Here is a 22025-nt window from a genome sequence, read left to right as displayed (position 1 = left end):
GAGCTGGCTGGAGTCTGACGCTCCAGGCTAACGCGGCAAGGGCTGCGGACTTCGCGTATATCCGCCGGGGCGGTGAGCGGCGGGGCGCCGGTCCGGGGGCGGGTGACGGCTCCCTCGGGGAGGGGCGGCCGTGACCGGCCGGCCCGCGTACGCGGCGCGGCCGTGCAGGACCGGCGGGGCCGCGCGGGGCAGCGGCCCCCGGCCGGTCGCCGCGTTACTCCGCGGCGGAGACCGTGACCGGGGCGTCCATCAGGACGGTGCGGCGGGGGTTGGCCGTCTGGAGCGGGAGGACGATCGCGTGCTCCGGCCGCTCCGGCGTACGCAGGGCTTCGGCGTCCTCGAGGTGCGCCAGCGTCGTGCGCTGCGGATTGGCAATGTTGCGGAACATCATCGTCGTCTTCACCGTTTTGCTCGACCTTGTCGTCCTGGGCGCCGGTCGGGGTCAAAGAGCCCCACATAGGCGCGGGTTGTCGGATTCGCCATCCCTGTAAAGCGTCAGGCTAAACATTCATTTCCCTGGCGATGGCGTGAAGAGGCCATGATCGGCATGTGAGTTTCCTCACTCACCAAGGGGCAAACCGGTCAATCGAGGCCCCCAACTCAGGCCGACCAAAAGGACATTACGCCACTGAACCAACCATTCCGCTCCTGATCATCGCGACTGGGACAGGGTATGCGGGCCCATGGCTCGTAGGCCTATGCCCGGTATGTACGAGAACCCTTTACACGCCTCGTGACCTGTCACTCACATCCTGTCACGAAGGTCACAGCCTGGTACACGGGCCTTGTTGGAGATCCTGGGCTGTGCTGGAATTCCTCGGACCGCCACGGATTTCACGATCCGACGCGCGGGGGCGCTACTCAGCGCCGAGTGGCGGCGGGAAGGGGGAGCCTGCGCCGGTCACTTCGACCACATACACAGGGCGCATCTGCGTCCGTGTACAACGCCGACACCGTCCCGCCGTTCCAGCGGAGGGGCGCCTGGTCCAGAGGTTGCGACGCTAGTGCAGGGACGTTTCAAGAGGGATGGCAGCGCTTCGGCGGAGCCGGAGCCGCGCGGCGGGACCGACCGCGGTTCCTCGCCCCAGCACGCCCAGAACCCGGGACCGGCAGAGGTCGGCGGCAGCGGTGAACACTCCGCTCGCGCCGGCGCGAAGCCCAAGGCTCCCGCCACCACGACCGACGCCACGCAGAGCGCCACACCGGGCCACGGCTCGCGTGTAGCCCTGCGGAACTGGCGCATCTCGACGCGACTCGTCTCACTGCTCGCACTCCCCGTGGTCGCAGCGACCTCGCTGGGTGCGCTCCGCATCAACGAGTCGATGGACAACATCCAGCAGCTCGACAACATGCGCCTGCTGACCGAGATGACCAAGCAGGCCACCGAGCTCGCCGCCGCCCTCCAGAAGGAGCGCGACGAGTCGGCCGGTCCGCTGGCCCACGGCGCCCTGTCCAACGACTACGAGGTCAAGTCCGTGCGCGACGCCACGGACGTGGCGAAGAAGCACTTCCTCGAAGGCACCCAGCAGGTCGACGACGCCACGGCCAAGGGCCAGCTCTCCGGCGTGCACGACAGCCTCGTCGGTGTCGTGGCCGAGCTCTACAAGCTCAACCAGATCCGCAGCGACGCCTACAACGACCCGCAGAACTCGACCCAGACGGTGGACGCGTACCACCGCCTGGTCAACGAGCTCCTCGCGCTCTCGCAGGACATGGCCGAGGCGACCAGCAACCCGGAGATGATCCAGCGCACCCGCGCGCTGGCGGCGTTCTCCGCCGCCAAGGAGTACGCCTCCGTCCAGCGGGCCGTCATCGCCGCCGCGCTTCCCACGCGTCCCACGACCTTCGGAACCCTCTCCAAGAACGACCAGCAGTACGCGCTGTCCGCGCAGGCGAGCCAGGATTCCGAGAACCAGGCCTTCAAGAACATCTACGGCTCCGGCAGCACGGACCTCCTCCTGCCGATCGAGGGTGACAACCCGACGATCAAGTCGGCCGACCAGTACGCCAAGCGTGTGCTGAACAACCCCGAGGGTCTGCGCACGCAGAACAAGCGGTCCTACAGGGACTGGCTCGACGACGACTCGTCCAAGATCGACCAGATGTCGAAGATCGAGACCACGCTGCTCAGCGAGATGGAGCAGAAGGCCCGTGAGCTGCGCAACCAGTCGCAGAGTGAAGCGATCATCTCCGGTGTCCTGATCCTGCTCGTCCTCGGTGTCTCGCTCGTCGGCGCCTTCGTCGTGGCCCGGTCCATGATCCGCTCGCTGCGCCGCCTGCAGGACACGGCCACCAGGGTCGCCCAGGACCGTCTGCCCGAGCTCGTCAAGCAGCTCTCGGAGTCGGACCCGCAGGACGTCGACACCTCGGTGGAGTCGGTCGGTGTGCACTCCCGGGACGAGATCGGCCAGGTGGCCGCGGCCTTCGACGACGTGCACCGCGAGGCTGTCCGCCTCGCCGCCGAGCAGGCCCTTCTGCGAGGCAACGTCAACGCGATGTTCACCAACCTCTCGCGCCGTTCGCAGGGTCTTATCCAGCGTCAGCTCTCGCTCATATCCGAGCTCGAGTCCCGTGAGGCCGACCCCGACCAGCTCTCCTCGCTGTTCAAGCTCGACCACCTCGCGACCCGCATGCGCCGTAACGGCGAAAACCTCCTCGTCCTCGCCGGTGAAGAGCCCGGCCGTCGCTGGACCCGTCCGGTCCCGCTGGTCGACGTCCTCCGCGCCGCCGCCTCCGAGGTGGAGCAGTACGAGCGCATCGAACTCGCCTCGGTGCCCGGCACCGAGGTCGCCGGCCGGGTCGTCAACGACCTCGTCCACCTGCTCGCCGAGCTGCTGGAGAACGCCACCTCGTTCTCCTCCCCGCAGACCAAGGTCAAGGTCACCGGTCACGCCCTGCCCGACGGCCGCGTGCTGATCGAGATCCACGACACCGGTATCGGTCTCTCCCCCGAGGACCTGGCCGCGATCAACGAGCGGCTCGCCGCCCCGCCCACGGTGGACGTCTCCGTCTCCCGACGCATGGGTCTGTTCGTGGTCGGTCGTCTGTCGCAGCGTCACGGCATCCGCATCCAGCTCCGCCCGTCCGACTCCGGTGGTACGACCGCGCTGGTCATGCTGCCCGTGGACGTCGCCCAGGGCGGCAAGAAGCCCATGCCGAACAAGCCGGGCCAGGGTGCGGGCGGCCCCGCCGCTTCGCAGGCATCGGCCGGTGTGGCCGCGGCCCGTCGCTCGGCCGGTCCCTCGCTCGGCGCCGGTTCCCCCTCCGCTCCCGGCGGTCCCCTCGGGGCCCCGCCGCAGCGCGGACAGGTCGGCTCGGGCCAGGGTCCGCGGGCCGCGCTGCCCGGCACGGGCCAGGGCGGTCGCCCGGGTGCCGCCGGCGGAGCGCGTGGTCCGCAGCAGGGCCAGGGTCAGCAGGGCCGGCAGGCTCCCGCCGGCGCGAACGCCTTCGGGCAGAGCCCGCAGCAGGGCTTCCCCGCCCAGAACGGCTCGCAGCAGCAGGGCTTCGGCAACGGATCCGGCAACGGCCAGACGGGCCAGAACGCCTTCGGCGACAGCAACCAGGCTCCCGCCGCGCCCGCGAAGGCGTCCGGCGGCAAGAGCGGCCGTCGTCGTCCGCAGCTTCCGGGCCGCGGTGGCGCACGCGCCGAGCTGCCCGGCGGCAACGCCGGTTCCCGCACGCCGAGCTGGAGCGACGACAACGCCCAGCCGCCGGTTCCGCGGACCTCGCACGACACCCCGCGTGGTCACGAGGACCCCGACGCCACGTCGCGCATGCCGCGCGTCGACGACCGTCAGAGCCCCGCCTCCACCGCGGAGTTCGCCCGTCCCGACTTCGACGCCCCGCGCCCCGGCGCGAGCGCGCCGCAGAACAACGGCCAGAACAACGGCCAGTACGGCTACGGCAACCAGTCCCCCGTCGGCCAGAACCCGGCCGCCACGGGACAGTTCGCCGCCCAGGGCTACGGGGCCTCCCAGTCCCCGTCGTCCACCGGCCAGTTCGCCCAGCCGGGCTACGCGCCTTCCCAGGACCCCGCGTCCACCGGGCAGTTCGCGGCACCCGGCTACGGCAACGGGCAGGGCTCGTCCACCGGACAGTACGAGCGGCCGGCCACCCCACAGGCCCCCGCCCGTCCGCAGGCACCCGAGGCGCTTCCCCCGGCCTCGAACCCCGGTGACGGCCGTACGCCGCTGTACGACACGCTGGAGACCAACTGGTTCCACGGTCAGGCGAACGGCTCGGACGGCGCGCCCGCGGGCGGTGCCGCCCAGAGCAACGGGACGCAGAGCAACGGGTCCCAGGGATACGCCCAGGCTGCCCCCCAGCAGCCGCAGACTCCCCCGGCTCCGCAGCGGCCGACCGCCGCACCGGCCGCCGCACCCGCCACCACCTCGTGGCGCAGCTCTCCGAACGACGATCTCGTCAAGCAGGCGGAGCGTTCCCGTAAGCCGTCGGCAGGAGGGATCACCACCTCAGGCCTGCCGCGCCGAGTCCCGCGAGCCAACCTCGTCGCGGGCACGGCACAGCAGCAACAGCACCAAAGCGGTCCGCAGGTCTCGCGTGCGCCCGATGACGTACGCGGCCGGCTGACCAATCTCCGTCGGGGCATTCAGCAGGGTCGACAGGCCGGCAACGGCCAGACCGGCAGCTTCCCCAGCCCCACTCACCAGCAGGAGCGTTAGTTGAGCCCGATGAGCCAGGCGGCACAGAACCTCAACTGGTTGATCACCAACTTCGTGGACAACACCCCTGGGGTGTCCCACACCGTCGTCGTGTCCGCCGACGGCCTCCTTCTGGCGATGTCCGAAGGCTTCCCCCGCGACCGCGCGGACCAACTGGCGGCCGTCGCCTCCGGACTCACTTCGCTGACTGCCGGGGCCTCCCGGATCTTCGAAGGCGGCTCGGTGGCCCAGACGGTCGTGGAGATGGAGCGCGGTTTCCTCTTCCTGATGTCGGTTTCGGACGGATCGTCCCTCGCGGTCCTCTCCCACCCGGATTGCGACATCGGCCTTGTCGGCTACGAGATGGCACTGCTCGTCGACCGTGCGGGCGCCGTCCTCACGCCGGACCTGCGTGCCGAACTACAAGGCAGTCTGCTTCACTGACCGCCGCCGGATCCAGACACCGCACGAAATCACCGTCCGGCCGCCACAATCCCCCCACCGGCCCCAACAGACGGCACGACTGACCGACTTGCTGTCCCGCCCGGAGGATTCATGACCCCGCCCCCCGCCTCTCATGATCCGTACGCCGAGTCGTACGTGGATGAAGGCGACCAGCCGCTGGTACGTCCATACGCGATGACCGGCGGCCGGACCAGGCCGCGGTACCAACTGGCCATAGAAGCCCTGATCAGCACCACGGCCGATCCGGCCCAGCTGATGGGACTGCTCCCCGAACACCAGCGCATCTGCCATCTGTGCCGGGAAGTGAAGTCGGTGGCCGAGGTGTCGGCCCTCCTGTCCATGCCGCTCGGCGTGGCCAGGATCCTTGTCGCGGACCTCGCCGAGGCCGGACTTGTCGCCATTCACCAGCCTGGCGGCGATGAGAACAACGGCGGCGCGCCGGACGTGACACTGCTCGAAAGGGTGCTCAGTGGACTTCGCAAGCTCTGACGGAGGCCGGGCGACCACCTCCGCGAAGATCGTCGTAGCGGGTGGTTTCGGTGTCGGCAAGACCACGTTCGTGGGTGCCGTCTCCGAGATCAACCCTCTGCGCACCGAGGCCGTCATGACCTCCGCCTCGGCGGGCATCGACGACCTCACCCACACCGGGGACAAGACCACCACCACGGTGGCCATGGACTTCGGACGTATCACCCTCGACCAGGACCTGATCCTGTACCTCTTCGGTACGCCGGGCCAGGACCGCTTCTGGTTCATGTGGGACGACCTGGTCCGCGGCGCGATCGGTGCCGTGGTCCTGGTGGACACCCGGCGTCTCGCCGACTGCTTCCCCGCGGTCGACTACTTCGAGAACAGCGGCCTGCCGTTCGTCATCGCCCTCAACGGCTTCGACGGTCACCAGCCGTACAACCCGGAGGAAGTGCGCGAGGCCCTTCAGATCGGCCCGAACGCTCCGATCATCACGACGGACGCGCGACACCGCGCAGATGCGAAGAGCGCTCTCATCACGCTGGTCGAGCACGCCCTCATGGCACGGCTGCGGTAGCAGCCAAGTAGACGGCTCCCTATGGAAGTTGTCGTAGACGCATTGGAGCCGGCTGTGTCATTTGACACGGCCGGCCTCGGTGTTCATAACGTTTCGACAGAGAATTTGGCTGGCCCCGACACGCATAGCGGTCACCCGATGCCCCTGCGTTCATGAAAGCCCCGCCTTTTGGCGGGGCTCGCTCTTTATGACCGTTTTATCTGTGGTCGGCACCACTCGGAATCACCCGTTCCGAGTGTTTGGAATGGCGCTGCTTGACGTGCTGGAATGCGCTGAACTGCCCAGTAGTCAAGGGCGCTGGTAGATACGGCGGCACACAGTAGGTGCCGACGCCGAGAGGTTGTTGGTCGAGTGAGGCGAAGCATGAACGGTCCCGAGCCGTCGGCACGGGGCAACTTCACCCCGCCGGCGCGCGGAGCGGCGCCCGCACAAGTCGCCGGCCCCGAGCCCATGCCGGCGCCCGCGCCGAGCGGGAGCCGATTCTCCCCGCGTAACTGGCGCGTGCCGACCAGGCTGAACGCGATCCTGCTCATCCCCGTGGTGGTCGGCCTCGTCATGGGCGGCTTCCAGGTGAAGAGCTCGATCGACACCTGGCAGGAAGCGCAGGACGCCGAGAAGACGGCGCGCCTCGTGCAGGCGGCACTGAATTACGGCGACAAGCTGTTCGTCGAGCGCGACCTCAGCGCCGTGCCCCTGCTGTCCGGCAAGGGCGCCAAGGACGCCACCGTCGTGAAGGTCCGCCGGGACACCGACCTGGCCGCGGACGCCTTCGACGAGGCCGCCCAGAACATGCCCCAGACTCCGGGCCTGGAGCGCCGCCTCACGGTGTTCCGCAACGTCGAGCCCGGTCTCGAGAAGCTGCGGACCGTCGCGTACACCACCAAGCTTCCCGGTGTGCAGACCGAAGAGGGCTACCTCCAGATCCAGCACCCGCTGATGGAGTTCGCCAACGAGCTCGGCCTGGGCACCGGAAACATCACCAGCTACGGCCGTACGGTCTACGCGATCTCGCTGTCCAAGGCGGCGCTGTCGCTGGAGCGGTCCATCGGTCTGCACCTGCTGATCAAGCCGGGTCCCGGCGTCAGCGGCCTCGCCAGCCAGCGTGTCGCCCTCTCCTCGTACGCCTACCTCGAGGGCATCGCCATCGAGGAGTACAAGGGTGGTGGCACCGAGGAGGACACGGCCAAGCTCGAATCGGCGGCGGCGAAGATCAAGTCGGAGCTGACGGCGAAGGCGAAGGAAGCCGCGGCCGCCGACCCGTCCTACGTGCCGCCGCCCACGGGCGACAACGAGATGGTCAAGGACATCTCGTCGCTCCCGAGCACGCTGGAGAGCGACCGCGCGACACTCGCCGCGAAGGGCGTCACCGCGCAGAACTGGATGGCGGTCAACACCGCCAAGTACAACGCGTACCGCCAGATCGAGTCGGACCTCGCCGACAAGGCGGTGGCCGAGGCCGGTGACATCTCCAACACGGCCCAGACCGACGCCTTCATCACCGGTGCGATCGTCGTCGTCGCCCTGCTCGCCGCGTTCATCCTGGCCGGCATGGTGGCCCGCCAGATGAGCCGCGCGATGCGCCAGCTCCGCAGCGCCGCCTTCAATGTCGCCGAGCAGCGCCTGCCGATGCTGGTCGACCAGCTCTCGCGCACCGACCCCGGCCGGGTCGACACCCGCGTGCAGCCGATCCCGATCAACACCACGGACGAGATCGGCGAGGTCGCCCGCGCCTTCGACCAGGTCCACCGCGAGGCCGTGCGACTGGCCGCCGAGCAGGCCCTCCTGCGAGGCAACATCAACGCGATCTTCACGAACCTCTCGCGCCGCAACCAGTCGCTGATCGAGGGCCAGCTGACCCTGATCACCGACCTGGAGAACAACGAGGCCGACCCGGACCAGCTCGAGAACCTCTTCCGGCTGGACCACCTCGCGACCCGTATGCGCCGCAACGGCGAGAACCTCCTGGTCCTCGCCGGCGAGGAGCCCGGACGCCGCTGGGACCAGCCGGTCCCGCTGGTCGACGTCCTGCGCGCCGCCTCCTCCGAGGTGGAGCAGTACGAGCGCATCGAGCTCTCCGGTGTCCCGGAGGCCGAGATCCACGGCCGCGCCGTGACCGACCTCGTGCACCTGCTCGCCGAGCTCCTGGAGAACGCGACCACGTTCTCCTCCCCGCAGACCAAGGTCCGAGTCACCGCGACCCGTCTCCCCGACGGCCGCGTCATGGTCGAGATCCACGACAAGGGCATCGGCCTCACCGCCGAGGACTTCGCGGACATCAACCACAAGCTGGCCAACCCGCCGACCGTGGACGCCGCGATCTCGCAGCGCATGGGCCTCTTCGTGGTCGGCCGTCTGTCCGACCGCCACGGCATCCGCGTCCAGCTCCGCCCCTCGGGCGAGCAGGCCGGCACCACGTCCCTGGTCATGCTCCCCGACGCCATCACCCACGGTGGCGGTGGCGAGCACCAGCCCATGACCGACGAGTTCACCGTGTCGCAGATCATTCCCGAGCAGCAGCAGCACCAGCAGCAGCAGTTCCCGGGCGAGAACTTCGGTGCGCAGCAGCAGCCCGTGCTGACCGCCGCGGACCTCGGTTTCGACGACAGCCGCTACGAGGTCCCGGACGACGCCCGTGACCTCGACCCCGTGGGCCGCTCCCTGATGCGTGAGGAGCGCCGTGCGGCCCTGGAGGCCCAGGCGCAGGGTCCGGAGGCCATCGAGGCCCCCCAGGGCTACGCCGACGCCTTCGACGCCCCGGCCGCCCCCTCGTACGACAACGGACAGCCGTCGTTCGACGGCGCCCAGGCGTACGACGGCGCGCAGGGTGTGCACGAGGAGCAGCAGACCACGTACGACCAGCAGACGTCGTACGAGGAGCCGCAGCAGGCTGCGTACGACGAGGCGTACTTCCCGTCCAACGGCGGCTACCCTGAGCCCTCCTACACGGAGCCGGCCCAGCAGGAGCACGCCGGAATGGGCGGCTCCGCCCCGGATGCGCTGTCGGGCTACGGTGAGCCGTCCTACCGGGACGACTGGCCGCAGCAGGACGCGTACCAGGGCGGGTACCGGCCCGACTACGCTCCGGAAACGGGATCTCCGCAGGTCGCTGACGCGAACGAGCGGGACAGCGTAGGCTTTGGTCGTCCGGGTCCGGCCGCTTCGGCCCCCCACACGATGACCGACGCGGGCCTCCCCCGCCGCGGACCCGTCCCCGCCGGCAACGGCCGACGCCCCGCGGAACCGGCGAGGGAGCAGACGCCGCCCATGTCCTCCGGGAACACGGGCGACGACTGGCGGTCGTCGAACGACGACCGGTGGCAGCGCGCCGAGCAGCTCAAGAAGCCCAAGGCGGGCGGGGTCACCCCGTCCGGTCTGCCGCGGAGGGTGCCCAAGGCCAACCTGGTCGAGGGAACCGCGGAGTCGACCCCCCAGGGAGGCCCCCAGGTCTCCCGTGCTCCCGAGGACGTCCGGGGCAGGCTGAGCAACCTGCGTCGCGGCGTGGAGCGGGGACGCAATGCAGGTAGTGACACGAACGGCCAGGGCCTCGGTCCTGACAGCACCTACAACCAGGAGCGTTAGTTGTGAGCCCGATGAGCCAGGCGGCACAGAACCTGAACTGGTTGATCACCAATTTCGTGGACAACACCCCCGGGGTGTCGCACACGGTGGTGGTCTCCGCCGACGGACTCCTTCTGGCCATGTCCGAAGGCTTTCCCCGTGACCGCGCCGACCAGTTGGCGGCCGTCGCGTCCGGTCTGACCTCTTTGACCGCGGGTGCTTCCCGTATCTTCGAGGGCGGCCATGTGAACCAGACTGTTGTGGAGATGGAGCGAGGATTCCTCTTCCTCATGTCCGTTTCGGATGGTTCTTCGCTCGCAGTACTTGCACACCCTGAGGCGGACATCGGTCTCATTGGGTACGAGATGGCGCTTCTGGTGGACCGTGCGGGCACGGTTCTCACTCCGGACCTTCGTGCGGAGCTCCAGGGCAGCCTTCTCAACTAATAGACAGACGGTGCGAATTCGCGTCCCGGGGCCGTAAGGTTTCGGGACGCGGTCCCAGCGTTGCGTGCCCGGCACGGTCGGAGGAGGAGAGAACGTGGTAACACCCCCAGGCGGTTCGTCTTCGGGCAATTGGTCGTACGGCCCCGGCCAGGGGCAGGGCGACGGTTCAGGCGACCCGAACCGGTACAACTTTCCTCCCTCCGCACCCAGCCAGCGGCGGCAGCCGTACGCGCCCCAGGGTCCCCAGGGCCCCGGGCCGTCTCCGTACGACCAGCCGTCGGCTCCGCGCATCCAGCCGGTGCAGCCGCAGCGACGCTCGCCCGAGGCGTCCCCCGCCGGGTCGGCGAGCAACCCCCTGGTGCGTCCGTACGCCATGACGGGCGGCCGCACCAGGCCCCGCTACCAGCTCGCCATCGAGGCACTGGTGCACACCACCGCGCAGCCGCACCAGATGCAGGGCCAGTTGCCCGAGCATCAGCGCATCTGCAACCTCTGCCGGGAGATCAAGTCGGTGGCCGAAATCTCGGCCCTGCTGACCATCCCTCTCGGTGTGGCCAGGATCCTCGTCGCCGACTTGGCGGAAGCGGGCCTGGTCGCCATTCATCAGCCGGGCGGCGACGAGAGCGCCGGCGGCCAGCCAGCCGTGACATTGCTCGAAAGGGTGCTCAGTGGACTTCGCAAGCTCTAGCGGAGGGCCTTCCCGCTCCACCACGTCCGCGAAGATCGTGGTGGCGGGCGGCTTCGGCGTGGGCAAGACCACGTTCGTCGGCGCCGTCTCGGAGATCAACCCGCTGCGCACCGAGGCCGTCATGACGTCTGCTTCGGCGGGCATCGACGACCTCACCCACACCGGGGACAAGAAGACCACGACGGTCGCCATGGACTTCGGACGTATCACGCTGGACCAGGACCTGATCCTGTACCTGTTCGGTACGCCCGGCCAGGACCGCTTCTGGTTCATGTGGGACGACCTCGTGCGCGGCGCCATCGGCGCGATCGTCCTGGTGGACACCCGCCGTCTCGCCGACTGCTTCCCCGCGGTCGACTACTTCGAGAACAGCGGCCTGCCGTTCGTCATCGCCCTCAACGGCTTCGACGGCAGCCAGCCGTACAACCCGGAGGAGGTCCGCGAGGCCCTCCAGATCGGCCCGGACGCCCCGATCATCACGACGGACGCCCGTCACCGCGCGGACGCCAAGTCCGCGCTGATCACGCTGGTCGAGCACGCCCTCATGGCGCGCCTGCGCTAGCGTCCTCCGCTCGCACGACGACGGCCCCCGCTTCTCCGCCCGGAGAAGCGGGGGCCGTCGCTCGTCGCCGCCGGCCGAACTCCTGCCCCGTACCGCCCCGTCGGGCGGGCAGGTGGCAGGGAATGCCCGAACGCCCGCCGCAGAGGCTTCTGTTGGCCGTGGGGGGCGTCTGCGGGCTTCCGGACACACCACAGCCCCGCCCTCCATCGGAGGACGGGGCTGCCGGCGTCGGACCCTCAGTGCCAGCTGTGCGGCGCCCGGAAACCGGGCTCCCGCTCCAGGCGGCGCCAGCCCGCCTTGCGGTGGGGGCGGTGGGAGGAGTCGGCATCAGTGGGAGCGGAGGCCGCACGGGCCAGGAGGATCGCTGTGATGGCGGCGACCTCCTCGGGCTCGGCGTGGCCCTTCTCGACGCGGATGTCAGGGGTGCTCATAGGTTTCAGTCTCCATGAGAGAGGTTTCCGCGGGGGTACCGCGGAGGATCCGCCGGGTTACTGCGGGGGGTTGCCGTGCTTGCGGGAGGGCAGGTCCGCGTGCTTCGTGTGCAGCATCGCGAGCGACTTGATCAGGACCTCGCGGGTCTCGGCGGGGTCGATGACGTCGTCGACCAGCCCACGCTCGGCGGCGTAGTACGGGTGCATCAGCTCGGCCTTGTACTCCTTGACCATGCGGACGCGCATCGCCTCGGGATCGGCGGCATCGGCGATCTGACGGCGGAAGATGACGTTGGCGGCACCTTCGGCGCCCATCACGGCGATCTCGTTCGTCGGCCAGGCGTAGGTGAGGTCGGCCCCGATGGACTGGCTGTCCATGACGATGTAGGCACCTCCGTACGCCTTGCGCAGGATGAGAGAGATCCGCGGCACCGTCGCGTTGCAGTACGCGTAGAGCAGCTTCGCGCCGTGCCGGATGATCCCGCCGTGCTCCTGGTCGACACCCGGGAGGAACCCGGGCACGTCCAGCAGCGTGATGATCGGGATATTGAAAGCGTCACACATCTGGACAAAGCGCGCAGCTTTTTCGGATGCCTCGATGTCGAGCACACCCGCCAGGCTCTGCGGCTGGTTGGCGACGATGCCGACGACCTGGCCGTCGAGGCGGGCCAGCGCGCAGATGATGTTGCGGGCCCAGCGCTCGTGGACCTCGAGGTAGTCGCCGTCGTCGACGAGCTCCTCGATGACCTTGGTCATGTCGTACGGACGGTTGCCGTCGGCCGGGACCAGGTCCAGCAGCACCTCGCTGCGGCGGTCGGCCGGGTCCGCGGACTCCGCGCGCGGCGGGTTCTCGCGGTTGTTCTGCGGGAGCATCGACAGGAGGTAGCGCACCTCGGCGATGCAGGTCTCCTCGTCGTCGTACGCGAAGTGGCAGACGCCGGAGGTCTCCGCGTGGACGTCGGCGCCGCCCAGACCGTTCTGGGTGATCTCCTCGCCCGTCACCGCCTTGACCACGTCCGGGCCGGTGATGAACATCTGCGAGGTCTCGCGGACCATGAAGACGAAGTCCGTGAGCGCGGGCGAGTAGGCCGCGCCACCGGCGCAGGGGCCGAGCATCACGGAGATCTGCGGGATGACGCCGGAAGCCTTGGTGTTGCGCTGGAAGATGCCGCCGTAGCCGGCGAGGGCGGAGACGCCCTCCTGGATACGGGCGCCGGCGCCGTCGTTCAGGGACACCAGCGGCGCACCGGCCGCGATGGCCATGTCCATGATCTTGTGGATCTTCGTGGCGTGGGCCTCGCCGAGGGCGCCGCCGAAGATGCGGAAGTCGTGGGCGTAGACGAAGACCGTACGGCCCTCGACCGTGCCCCAGCCGGTGATGACACCGTCGGTGTACGGCTTCTTGGCCTCCAGACCGAACCCGGTCGCCCGGTGCCGGCGGAGCTGCTCGACCTCCTGGAACGAGCCCGCGTCGAGCAGCAGCTCGATGCGCTCCCGGGCGGTCAGCTTGCCCTTGGCGTGCTGCGCCTCGGTCGCCTTCTCGCTGGGACCACGCAGCGCCTCCGCACGGATGGCGTGCAGCTCGGCCACCCGGCCACGCGCGTCCGTCGGTTCGCCTGAGGGGATCGTGGAGCTCGCGGTGTCGGCCTCGTCCAAAACGGTCATGTAGCGACCATACGAAGTCCACCAAGGAAAGAGGCCCGTCGACTCTGCACAGTCTCCGGACCGTTTTCCTGGTGCCCCTGAACAGAACCACCATCACATGCAGGCGATCCAACTGCCCGGAGGGGCCTGGGGTTGTGGAGGTCTCACAAACTGTTCGGCCGACCGCCCGCTCATATTCATGAGCGGCACATGCCGTCACCGGGGTGACGCGGACGCCCGTTCGGCGGTCCGCGCACCCCGGAGGCACCGGTTCAGCAGCCGCCGCAGGTGTAGTAGAGGACGTCCCAGTGGTTGCCCTCGTCGGCGTAGATGTTGCCGGCGCCGGACTGGTACTGCGGAGCGCCGTCGCCGCGCAGGCCTATGTAGCTGAAGGTGTTCTTGACGTAGGCGGTGACGCAGGTGTTCTTGCCGAAGTCGAGCTTGTAGCCGTTCCAGTGCGAGTAGGTGCCGCTCGCGTGCCCGGTCTCCGTGCCGCCGGTGATGTTGAGCGCGCAGCCGCTGGCCCCCCTGAGGGTCTGGGCGCCCTGCGCGGTGGCGAGGTTGAGCTGCTCGAACGAGGTGCAGGTGGAGTTGTTGCGGTCGGAACAGTTGCCGGAGGAGGACCAGGTGATGCCGGACTGGCGGAACATCGAGGTCGCGGTGGCGTGACTGATCTTGCTGACGGCGAAGGCGTCGGTGGCGGTGCCGACGACGGCGACGCCCGGGGCCACGAGAAGGGCCAGGGCGGTCAGCGCGGACCTGAACTTCATCTGGGGGGACCTTTCCTGCGGAGGACCGTCGGGCGGCCGCACGGGCGTGCGGCCGTGTTTCCTTTGGGGCGGCTGTGCAGGGGGTGCACGCAGATGGTGCCCGAGTTCTACGCGCGTCCGCCAGAGGCGGGACAGGGGCAACCCAACGTGACCCCGCGAGTACGCTCAGGATGTTGAAACTTGAACGGAATAGGTCTACGGTTGCCCGTGTTCACCTCGTTGAACATTCAACAGAATGACGCCGTGGCTCTCCCCGGAACCGCGGCCCGTCCCCTCAAGGAGCACCTCATGGGCATCTTCGGCCGCAAGACCACCGACACCGCCGCGACCTCCGCCCCGACGGCCACGGCGACGGCCGCTGCCGTCAGCCCGGAGCTGGCCGCCCTGACCGGCGACTACACCATCGACCCGGCCCACTCGACGATCGGCTTCGTCGCCCGGCACGCGATGGTGACCAACGTCAAGGGCAAGTTCAACGAGTTCGAGGGCACGCTCCACCTGGACGGCGGCGACCCGTCGCGGTCCACCGCCTCGCTCGACATCACGATGGACAGCATCGACACCGGGTCCGCCGACCGCGACGGCCACCTCAAGAGCGCCGACTTCTTCAAGACCGACGAGTTCCCGGCGTTGACGTTCCGCTCCGTCAAGGCGGAGGCTCTCGGCGGTGACGACTACCGGATCACCGGCGATCTGGAGATCCTCGGCACCACCAAGCAGATCAGCATCGACCTGGAGTTCAACGGCGCCGCGAAGGACCCGTTCGGCAACGAGCGCGTGGGCTTCGAGGGCAAGGCCGAGATCCTGCGCTCCGAGTGGGGCCTCACCTGGAACGCGGCCCTGGAGACCGGTGGCGTCCTCGTCTCCGACAAGATCAAGCTGAACTTCGACATCTCGGCGATCAGGAACGCCGGCTGAGTCACCGGCCCGGTGGCACACCGAGCGCGCCCGCCCGCTTTCTCCGTACGGAGGAGGCGGGCGCTCTCGTGTCCGGCCTCGGAGGGGGCCGCCGGGCGCGCCCGGCCTCAGAAACCGCCGCCGAAGTCGCCGCCACCCCCGCCGAAGTCCCCTCCCCCGCCGTCACCGAAGCCGCCGCCGAAGTCGCCGGAGTCGAAATCGGCACCGGAGACATCGCCTCCGTCGTAGCCACCGCCGAAGTCGCCGTACCCGGTGCCGTACGCGGCCCCGTACCCGGGACTCGCCATGATGCTGCCGAGCACGGTCCCGACGAGCAGCCCCGGCAGCAGACCGCCGCCGAAGTAGCCGCCCGCCCAGGGGCCGTACGCCGGGCCCGCGTCCCAGTACGGGCGGCGGCCGTACTCCGTCTCGACCTCGCGCACCGCCGGCTGTTCGCCCCCGGTGAGTCGCATCCAGTCCGCCTTGCAGACCGGGACCTCGCGGGACGCGCCCCCGGCGGGCGTCCAGGCCGCGTCGGCGACGGACGGGCCGTGCCGGGGGTCGAAGAAGCAGGGCGCGCGGCGCTCGGGGACCGGGCGGCCCTCGCGGCGCGCCGCGAGCACGGCGAGGGAGAAGCGGCCCTCCTCCAGGGACTGGGTGACGGAGCGTACGTCCTCGGGGCGCCGGGCCTCGGCCATGTACGACTTCGCCTGTTCGTAGGCGTCCAGCGCGCGTTCGTAGTCCGCGCGCATCGTGTCGTCGGCGCCGGCCTCGGCGGGGTGGAAGTCCAGCCGGTCGAGTTCCTCGCCGAAGGCGGTGATGTCCTCGTCCACGACCACACGGAGCCGGTCCAGCGCGGCACGCTGTTCCTCCTCCTGCCGGCGCCGGTTGCGCCGTACGACCGTGTACGCGCCCGCGGCGCCGGCCACGGCCACCGCGCCGACCGCGATCAGCGCTCCCGTCGAGACGCCTCCGTCGTTCGTGCCGCCGCCCCAGCTCGCGGGGGCCGCGCCGTGGATGCTGGCGAGCGCACGGTCGGTGAACTCGTTGAGCTGGGTGTTCGCGTCCGACACGCCCTGGACGCTGGTGACGAGGTTCTGCACGGCCGTGCGGGACATCACCGCGGAGTCGGCGCGGGCGTCGAAGCGGTCGCCGAGCCTGATCGCGTAGAGGCCGGTGATTCCGGTGTCGGTGCGCAGGTTCTGGAACAGGTTCCGGGTGGGGAAGTCCGCGGGAAGCACCGCGACGAAGACCGGCTTGTCCGCCTTCTTGATCTTGGCGGCGAGGGCGTCGGCCTCCGCGGCGGAGAGCTGACCGGAAGCGGCCGGGTCCACGTAGACAGGGCCCTTGCGCAGGGCCGCCGCGACCGTGGAGACATCGGTGGCGGCATGGGCCGCGGGCGCCGGGAGCCAGACCGTCGCCAGGGCCGCGAGCATCAGCGCGACCAGCAGGCCTGGAAGTCCTCGGGTGAGTGCGGCCCTCATGCCTTGAAGCTACCCGAACCGGAGCGAAACCGGACATCGGGAGCGCGGCCTCCCGCGGTCGCCGCATCGCGGACGGGAAACGCGGACCGGCCGGGGCTGATGGTTCAGCCCCGGCCGGCCCTCCCGTTTCTCCCTCAGGACGCGCGGTACGCCTGGGCCAGCTTCGCCACCGCCTCTCCGTAGTGGCCGGTCAGCAGGAGATGGTCCGCGTCCGCGAAGGGACCCGCGTTCGCCGCGGTGACCGATGTGCCGATCTTCTGCTGGACGAGCAGGCGGGCCTTGGTCACGGCCGCGCGGGCCGTCCTGTCGGCGCCGCTCCGCTCCGCCGCCGAGGCCACCCGGGCGAGCTCCCGCAGTGTGGTGGCGCCACCCCCCGGTGTCTTCGTCAGCGTGGTGAGCCCCCAGCCGTACGGGAACTGCGGATCGTAGGAGGCGTCACCGACGTTGATCGGGAGCTGGGCCTCCGCCTTGGGCCAGGTGACCGGGAGCTGCCCGGTGAAGGCGCGCTTTCCGTAGAGGACGTCCGCGACCCCGTCGCCCTCGGTGCCCGGCAGCCAGGAGGCGACGAGGGCGTCGACGGCGCCGAGCCGGTCGCCGATGAGCTGCGGGCGGCCCGAGACGACCAGCACGGCGCACTTCATGGCCGCGCACACCGTGTCCACGGCCGCCTTGTCCGCCGCCGTCAGCTCCAGGTCGTTGCCGTTGCCGACGTCGCCGACGCCCTCCGCGTACGGGGTCTCGCCGACGACGACCACACCGACGTCGTACCCGCCCGTCGGCGCCGAGGCGTCCTTGGAGTAGGTGACGTCACCTCCGGCGTTCCGCATGCCCTGGAGGACCGTCGTGCCCTTGGTGATGTTCCCGGACGAGCCCTGCCAGGTGAGGGTCCAGCCGCCGGTCTGGTTGCCGAGGTCGTCGGCGTTCGAACCGGCGACGTAGACCTTCTGGGACTTCTTCAGCGGCAGGACGCCGCCCGCGTTCTTCAGCAGGACCTGGGACTCGGCCGCCGCCTGCCGTGCCACGGAGCGGTGGGCGGCGGAGCCGATCCGCGAGGCGCCGGCGGTGTCCGCGTACGGCTTCTCGAAGAGTCCCAGCTCGAACTTCTGGGTGAGGATGCGCGACACGGCGTCGTCGATCCGCCGCTGGGTGACGCGCCCCGCCTTCACCTCGTCCGTGAGCGTCGTCCGGAAGTCCTTGTAGGAGTACGGCACCATCATCATGTCCACGCCCGCGTTCACCGAGGTGCGGACGTGCGAGGCGTAGTCGCCGGGGAGCTGGTCGATGGCGTTCCAGTCACTGATGACGAAGCCGTCGAAGCCCATCCGGCCCTTGAGCACGCCGTTGATCATGTCGGCGCGGGCGTGCATCTTCACCGGTCCCTGGCCGTCACCGATGATGTCGAGCGAGGAGTACGACGGCATGACCGAGCCGACGCCCCGGTCGACCGCGGTCTTGAACGGCGCCAGGTGTACGGCCTCCAGCTCCTGCCGGGTGACCTTGGTGACGCCCTGGTCGAGGGTGTACGAGCCCGTCGTGGACGTGCCGTACCCGGTGCCGCCGTCGCCGACGAAGTGCTTGGCGGTCGCGAGGACCTTGTCTCCGTGCTTCAGGTCGCTGCCGTCGCGGGCACCCTGGAGGCCCTGGACGACCGTCTCCATGGACGTCACGAGCGCCGGGTCCTCGCCGAAGGACTCGTAGGAGCGGCCCCAGCGTTCGTCGCGGGTCACGCACAGGCAGGGGGCGAAGTCCCAGGGGATGCCGGTGGCGCGGACCTCGGAGGCGGTCACCGCGCCCGTCCGCTCCGCCAGAGCGGGGTCACGGGTGGCGCCGATGCCGATGTTGTGGGGCATGACCGTCGCACCGGCGAGGTTGTTGTGGCCGTGCACCGCGTCCACGCCGTAGATCAGCGGGATCTGGAACCGGGTGGCCTGCGCCCGGAGCTGGTAGCCGTCGACCATCGTCGCCCAGGCCGCGGCGGTGTTGGGGGTCGGCGTGGAGCCGCCGCCGGAGAGCAGGGACCCGAGGTCGTAGGCGGCGATGTCGCCGCCCGTGCCGATCGCGCCGCGCTCGGCCTGGGTCATCTGCCCGGTCTTCTCCTCCAGGGACATCCGGGAGACCAGGTCGGCGACCCGCTTCCGCACGGGCAGCTTCGGGTTCAGATACGGCAGCCCGTGGGCGTCGATGACGACCTGCGGGGTCTCGGCGGGAGCCTTGGCGCCGGTCACCGTGAGCTTCAGGGGGATCGTCTCGGCCGCTTCGGCGGACTTGTCGCGCAGGGTCCGGACGGTGACGGTGCGGCTCGTGCCGGACGTCGTGCCCGCCGGGAAGGTGATCTCGCCCTTGACGGAGGCGTAGTCCCTGCCCGGCTGGGCACCGCCGCCCGCGCTCTCGTACGCGACGGTCACGGGCTCGTCGATCGGGGCGGAGCCGGTGGTGGCGACGGAGATCCTCACCCGCGCGGTGTCGCCCTCCCTGACCGGGTAGACCGCCGCATCGGTGCTGACGGAGGCGCGCAGGGACTGGTCGGCCTTGCCGTACAGCTCGACGTCGTCCATGGCGAACTGCCCCGGGACACCGACCGGGAGCGTGAGGGCGTAACCCCACATCTGCGTCAGGCCGAGGACCTGGTCGATACCGCCGACGGGCTGGTAGTCCGTTCGGTAGACGAAGTCGGCGAAGGGGATCTCGACCTGTTTCCAGCCGCTGAAGTCATCGGTGAAAGAGGTCGTCCACAGCTCCGAGGCCTCGCCGTTGGTGCCGCCGTCCTTGATCTCGAAGGAGATCTTCTTGGCGGTGTTCCGGCCGTCCCACCAGAAGCGGATGCCCTTGTGCGCGGACCAGTCGTGGGCCGGCCGGTCCGCCGCGAAGTCGTGGGTGAATCCGCCGTAGCCGCTGATGTCGTAGTCGCCGGTGAGGACCTTGGCGCCCTCGGGCGCGTCGGACCGTTCGGTCAGGGCGAGTTTCGGCGGGTCGTCGCTGTCGCCGCCCCAGGTGAAGAGGCCCTCGGCGGGCTGGTTCGCGAAGGGCACCTCGCCCTCGAAGCGGTCGACCGGGACAGGCGCGGGTTCATCGGCCGCCGCCGTTCCCGCCGAGGCGAGCGGAAGCAGTCCGGCGATCAGCGCGGCACCGGCCAGCAGAGCGGTTCTTCGTACGGAGTTCCGATCGAGCCCGGTCAATGGGGTTCCCCTCGACTCTCACGTGGTTCTGACGACGTGCTTCCTGACGATGACGTGCCGCTCTGTTCCCTCGCTCGTCTCACGACTTAGATCACGGCGTGAGTTAACTGGTGCCCCGGCAACCCGTCAAGACTTCACGCCAGAACCGGTACAGACTCAAGTCCCGGCCGGACCAGGGCAGTTGTTCCTTCAAAGTCTGAACGCGCAACCCCTTGACGCGCCTTCGCAGCCGTCATTTACTCACGCCTCGCACGCCTCCCAACCCCCACCTCCAGAAGGGCGGCGCTCCATGAGGAGATCCACTCGGGCGGCCCGGCTGATCGTCGCCGGGCTGCTCGCCACCGCGGGATTCACGGCGGCCGCGCCCGCGCACGCCGCGGGCGAACAGGTCACCGCCTATCTGACGACGACGGACGACGACGGCGGACGGCATGTCGTACGCGGCCTCCAGGCGCAGGCGCCGTTCGCCTTCCAGTCGGGCAGCGGCGGCGGTGGCGAGAACATCACCGTCGACGAGAACACGCGGTACCAGACCTTCACCGGCGGCGGCGCGTCCTTCACGGACACCGCGGCCTGGCTGATGAACAGCAGCGGCGCGCTGTCGCAGAGCACCCGCGACGCGACGATGCGCAAGCTCTTCTCCCCCACGGACGGGATCGGACTGTCGTTCCTGCGCAACCCGATGGGCGCCTCCGACCTCGCGCGCTACGGCTACTCCTACGACGACGTGCCGGCCGGACAGAGCGACCCGAACCTGGCGCAGTTCTCCGTCGCGCACGACCTGGCCGACGTGGTCCCGCTGACCAGGCAGGCGCTCCAGCTCAACCCCTCCCTGACGGTGATGGCCTCGCCGTGGACGGCACCGGCCTGGATGAAGGACAGCGGGTCGCTGAACGGCGGCTGGCTGAAGGCGGAGGACTACGGCGCGTACGCCGCGTACTTCGTGAAGTACCTCCAGGCCTACCGGGACCAGGGCGTCCCGGTCTCGTACGTCACCGCGCAGAACGAGCCGACCTGCTGTTCGGGCTATCCCTCGATGAGCTGGAACGCCACGGGGCTCGCCTACTTCACCAAGAGCGAGCTGCTGCCCAGGCTCCAGGCGGCCGGGCTGTCCACGAAGGTGCTCGCCCACGACTGGAACTGGGACGTGTACGACTCCTACGCGGCGGCGACGGTCGACGACGCCGCGGTCCGCTCGCACCCGAACTTCGGCGGCATCGCCTGGCACGGGTACGGCGGTGACGTCACCAAGCAGACGAGCGTGCACAACCAGTACCCGGGCCTCGACGCCTTCGGGACCGAGCACTCCGGCGGCACCTGGATCGCGAACCAGCAGCGCGAGGACATGCTGAACATCGTGGACTACACCCGCAACTGGGCGAAGTCGGTGACCAAGTGGTCGCTCGCGGTGGACCAGAACAAGGGCCCGCACAACGGGGGTTGCGGCACCTGCACCGGGCTGATCACCGTGCACAACGGGGACGGGGCGAGCGGGACCGTCGACTACACGGTCGAGTACTACACGATGGGCCACCTGACGAAGTTCGTCCGGCCCGGGGCGCAGCGGATCGCCTCCACGGCCTCGTCGGCCGTCCCGAACGTCGCCTGGCGCAACCCGGACGGCGGCAAGGCGCTGATCGCCTACAACGACGCGTCCACCGCCAGGACGGTGACGATCAACTGGGGTTCCCAGCACGCCACTTACTCACTGCCGGGCAAGACCTCGGCGACGTTCACCTGGTCCGGCACCCCGTCGGGCGGGGGCAGCCGGTCGGGGGCGTTCGTCGGACTGGCCGGCAAGTGCCTCGACGTGGCGGGCGCGTCGAGCGCCAACGGCACGGCGGTGCAGCTCTACGACTGCAACGGCACCGCCGCGCAGTCCTGGACCGTGGGGGCCGACGGATCGGTGCGCGCGCTCGGCAAGTGCCTCGACGTCACCTCGGGCTCCACGTCCGACGGCGCCAAGGTCCAGCTCTACGACTGCAACGGCTCGGGCGCCCAGCAGTGGTCGTACAGCTCGTCGACGGGTGACGTGGTCAACACCGCGGCGAACAGATGCCTCGACGTGACGGACAATGCGTCGGCGAACGGGGCGCGGGCGCAGATCTGGTCGTGCACGGGGGCCGCCAACCAGAAGTGGCACTTGCAGTAGCGCGGTCCGTGTCCCGTCCTCGCCGGGGACGGGACACGGACTCCCG

16 protein-coding genes are annotated in these 22025 nt (G+C 69.7%); 10 read left to right on the top strand and 6 right to left on the bottom strand.

The genetic code is table 11. The features are described from left to right. Positions 1–214 precede the first annotated feature (214 nt). Entirely contained in the window at positions 215–403 is a 189-nt protein-coding gene (locus ACWEBX_RS06710) for a hypothetical protein (RefSeq protein ID WP_451883817.1), read from the bottom strand. Positions 404–1004: 601 nt separating this feature from the next. On the opposite strand from ACWEBX_RS06710, the gene ACWEBX_RS06705 reads away from it, so the two are divergent. From ACWEBX_RS06705 to ACWEBX_RS06670, 8 genes are all read left to right on the top strand, one after another. Next, the gene (locus ACWEBX_RS06705; protein ID WP_451883816.1) at positions 1005–4682 is read left to right on the top strand and encodes a nitrate- and nitrite sensing domain-containing protein; all 3678 of its coding nucleotides are present in this window, start codon (positions 1005–1007) and stop codon (positions 4680–4682) included. A 9-nt stretch (positions 4683–4691) separates the two neighbouring features. Next, positions 4692–5105: a roadblock/LC7 domain-containing protein gene (locus ACWEBX_RS06700; protein WP_355761633.1), complete on the top strand. Its 414-nt coding sequence runs from the start codon at positions 4692–4694 to the stop codon at positions 5103–5105. 111 nt (positions 5106–5216) lie between these two features. Continuing rightward, positions 5217–5615 carry a DUF742 domain-containing protein gene (locus ACWEBX_RS06695; RefSeq protein ID WP_451883815.1) on the top strand — a complete coding sequence of 133 codons (399 nt, stop codon included), beginning with the start codon at positions 5217–5219 and terminating at the stop codon, positions 5613–5615. After that, positions 5596–6171: a GTP-binding protein gene (locus tag ACWEBX_RS06690; RefSeq protein WP_451883814.1), complete on the top strand. Its 576-nt coding sequence runs from the start codon at positions 5596–5598 to the stop codon at positions 6169–6171. Before ACWEBX_RS06695 ends, ACWEBX_RS06690 begins: the two co-directional genes overlap by 20 nt. Positions 6172–6522: 351 nt before the next feature. Continuing rightward, positions 6523–9750, top strand: coding sequence for a nitrate- and nitrite sensing domain-containing protein (locus ACWEBX_RS06685; protein ID WP_451883813.1), 3228 nt, complete (start codon positions 6523–6525; stop codon positions 9748–9750). An 11-nt stretch (positions 9751–9761) separates the two neighbouring features. Continuing rightward, positions 9762–10175, top strand: a complete 414-nt coding sequence (locus ACWEBX_RS06680) for a roadblock/LC7 domain-containing protein (protein WP_261709979.1) — start codon at positions 9762–9764, stop codon at positions 10173–10175. Between the two features lie 94 nt (positions 10176–10269). Beyond that, positions 10270–10863 carry a DUF742 domain-containing protein gene (locus ACWEBX_RS06675; protein WP_355761626.1) on the top strand — a complete coding sequence of 198 codons (594 nt, stop codon included), beginning with the start codon at positions 10270–10272 and terminating at the stop codon, positions 10861–10863. Further along, entirely contained in the window at positions 10844–11425 is a 582-nt protein-coding gene (locus ACWEBX_RS06670; RefSeq protein ID WP_351123795.1) for a GTP-binding protein, read from the top strand. Before ACWEBX_RS06675 ends, ACWEBX_RS06670 begins: the two co-directional genes overlap by 20 nt. A gap of 236 nt (positions 11426–11661) precedes the next feature. On the opposite strand, the gene ACWEBX_RS06665 is transcribed toward ACWEBX_RS06670, so the two are convergent. From ACWEBX_RS06665 to ACWEBX_RS06655, 3 genes are all read right to left on the bottom strand, one after another. Further along, positions 11662–11856: an acyl-CoA carboxylase subunit epsilon gene (locus tag ACWEBX_RS06665; protein ID WP_384787264.1), complete on the bottom strand. Its 195-nt coding sequence runs from the start codon at positions 11854–11856 to the stop codon at positions 11662–11664. A 57-nt stretch (positions 11857–11913) separates the two neighbouring features. Continuing rightward, complete coding sequence (locus ACWEBX_RS06660; RefSeq protein ID WP_355761620.1) at positions 11914–13521, bottom strand: acyl-CoA carboxylase subunit beta; 1608 nt, start codon at positions 13519–13521, stop codon at positions 11914–11916. Between the two features lie 251 nt (positions 13522–13772). Continuing rightward, positions 13773–14270 carry a hypothetical protein gene (locus tag ACWEBX_RS06655; protein ID WP_451883812.1) on the bottom strand — a complete coding sequence of 166 codons (498 nt, stop codon included), beginning with the start codon at positions 14268–14270 and terminating at the stop codon, positions 13773–13775. A gap of 288 nt (positions 14271–14558) precedes the next feature. Between ACWEBX_RS06655 and ACWEBX_RS06650 the strand changes: the two genes are divergently transcribed. After that, the gene (locus ACWEBX_RS06650) at positions 14559–15188 is read left to right on the top strand and encodes a YceI family protein (RefSeq protein WP_451883832.1); all 630 of its coding nucleotides are present in this window, start codon (positions 14559–14561) and stop codon (positions 15186–15188) included. A gap of 107 nt (positions 15189–15295) precedes the next feature. On the opposite strand, the gene ACWEBX_RS06645 is transcribed toward ACWEBX_RS06650, so the two are convergent. Both ACWEBX_RS06645 and ACWEBX_RS06640 read right to left on the bottom strand, forming a co-directional pair. Then, on the bottom strand, positions 15296–16651 hold the full coding sequence (locus tag ACWEBX_RS06645) for a hypothetical protein (RefSeq protein WP_451883811.1): 1356 nt from the start codon (positions 16649–16651) through the stop codon (positions 15296–15298). A 134-nt stretch (positions 16652–16785) separates the two neighbouring features. Next, positions 16786–19827: a glycoside hydrolase family 3 protein gene (locus ACWEBX_RS06640; RefSeq protein ID WP_451883810.1), complete on the bottom strand. Its 3042-nt coding sequence runs from the start codon at positions 19825–19827 to the stop codon at positions 16786–16788. A gap of 289 nt (positions 19828–20116) precedes the next feature. On the opposite strand from ACWEBX_RS06640, the gene ACWEBX_RS06635 reads away from it, so the two are divergent. Further along, entirely contained in the window at positions 20117–21979 is a 1863-nt protein-coding gene (locus tag ACWEBX_RS06635) for a lectin (RefSeq protein ID WP_451883809.1), read from the top strand. The last annotated feature ends 46 nt before the right edge of the window (positions 21980–22025 follow it).

The sequence above is a fragment of the Streptomyces sp. NPDC005070 genome (assembly GCF_053600395.1).
The sequence above is the reverse complement of the archived record's forward strand: the minus strand, read 5'-3'. Positions and strand labels throughout refer to the sequence as shown.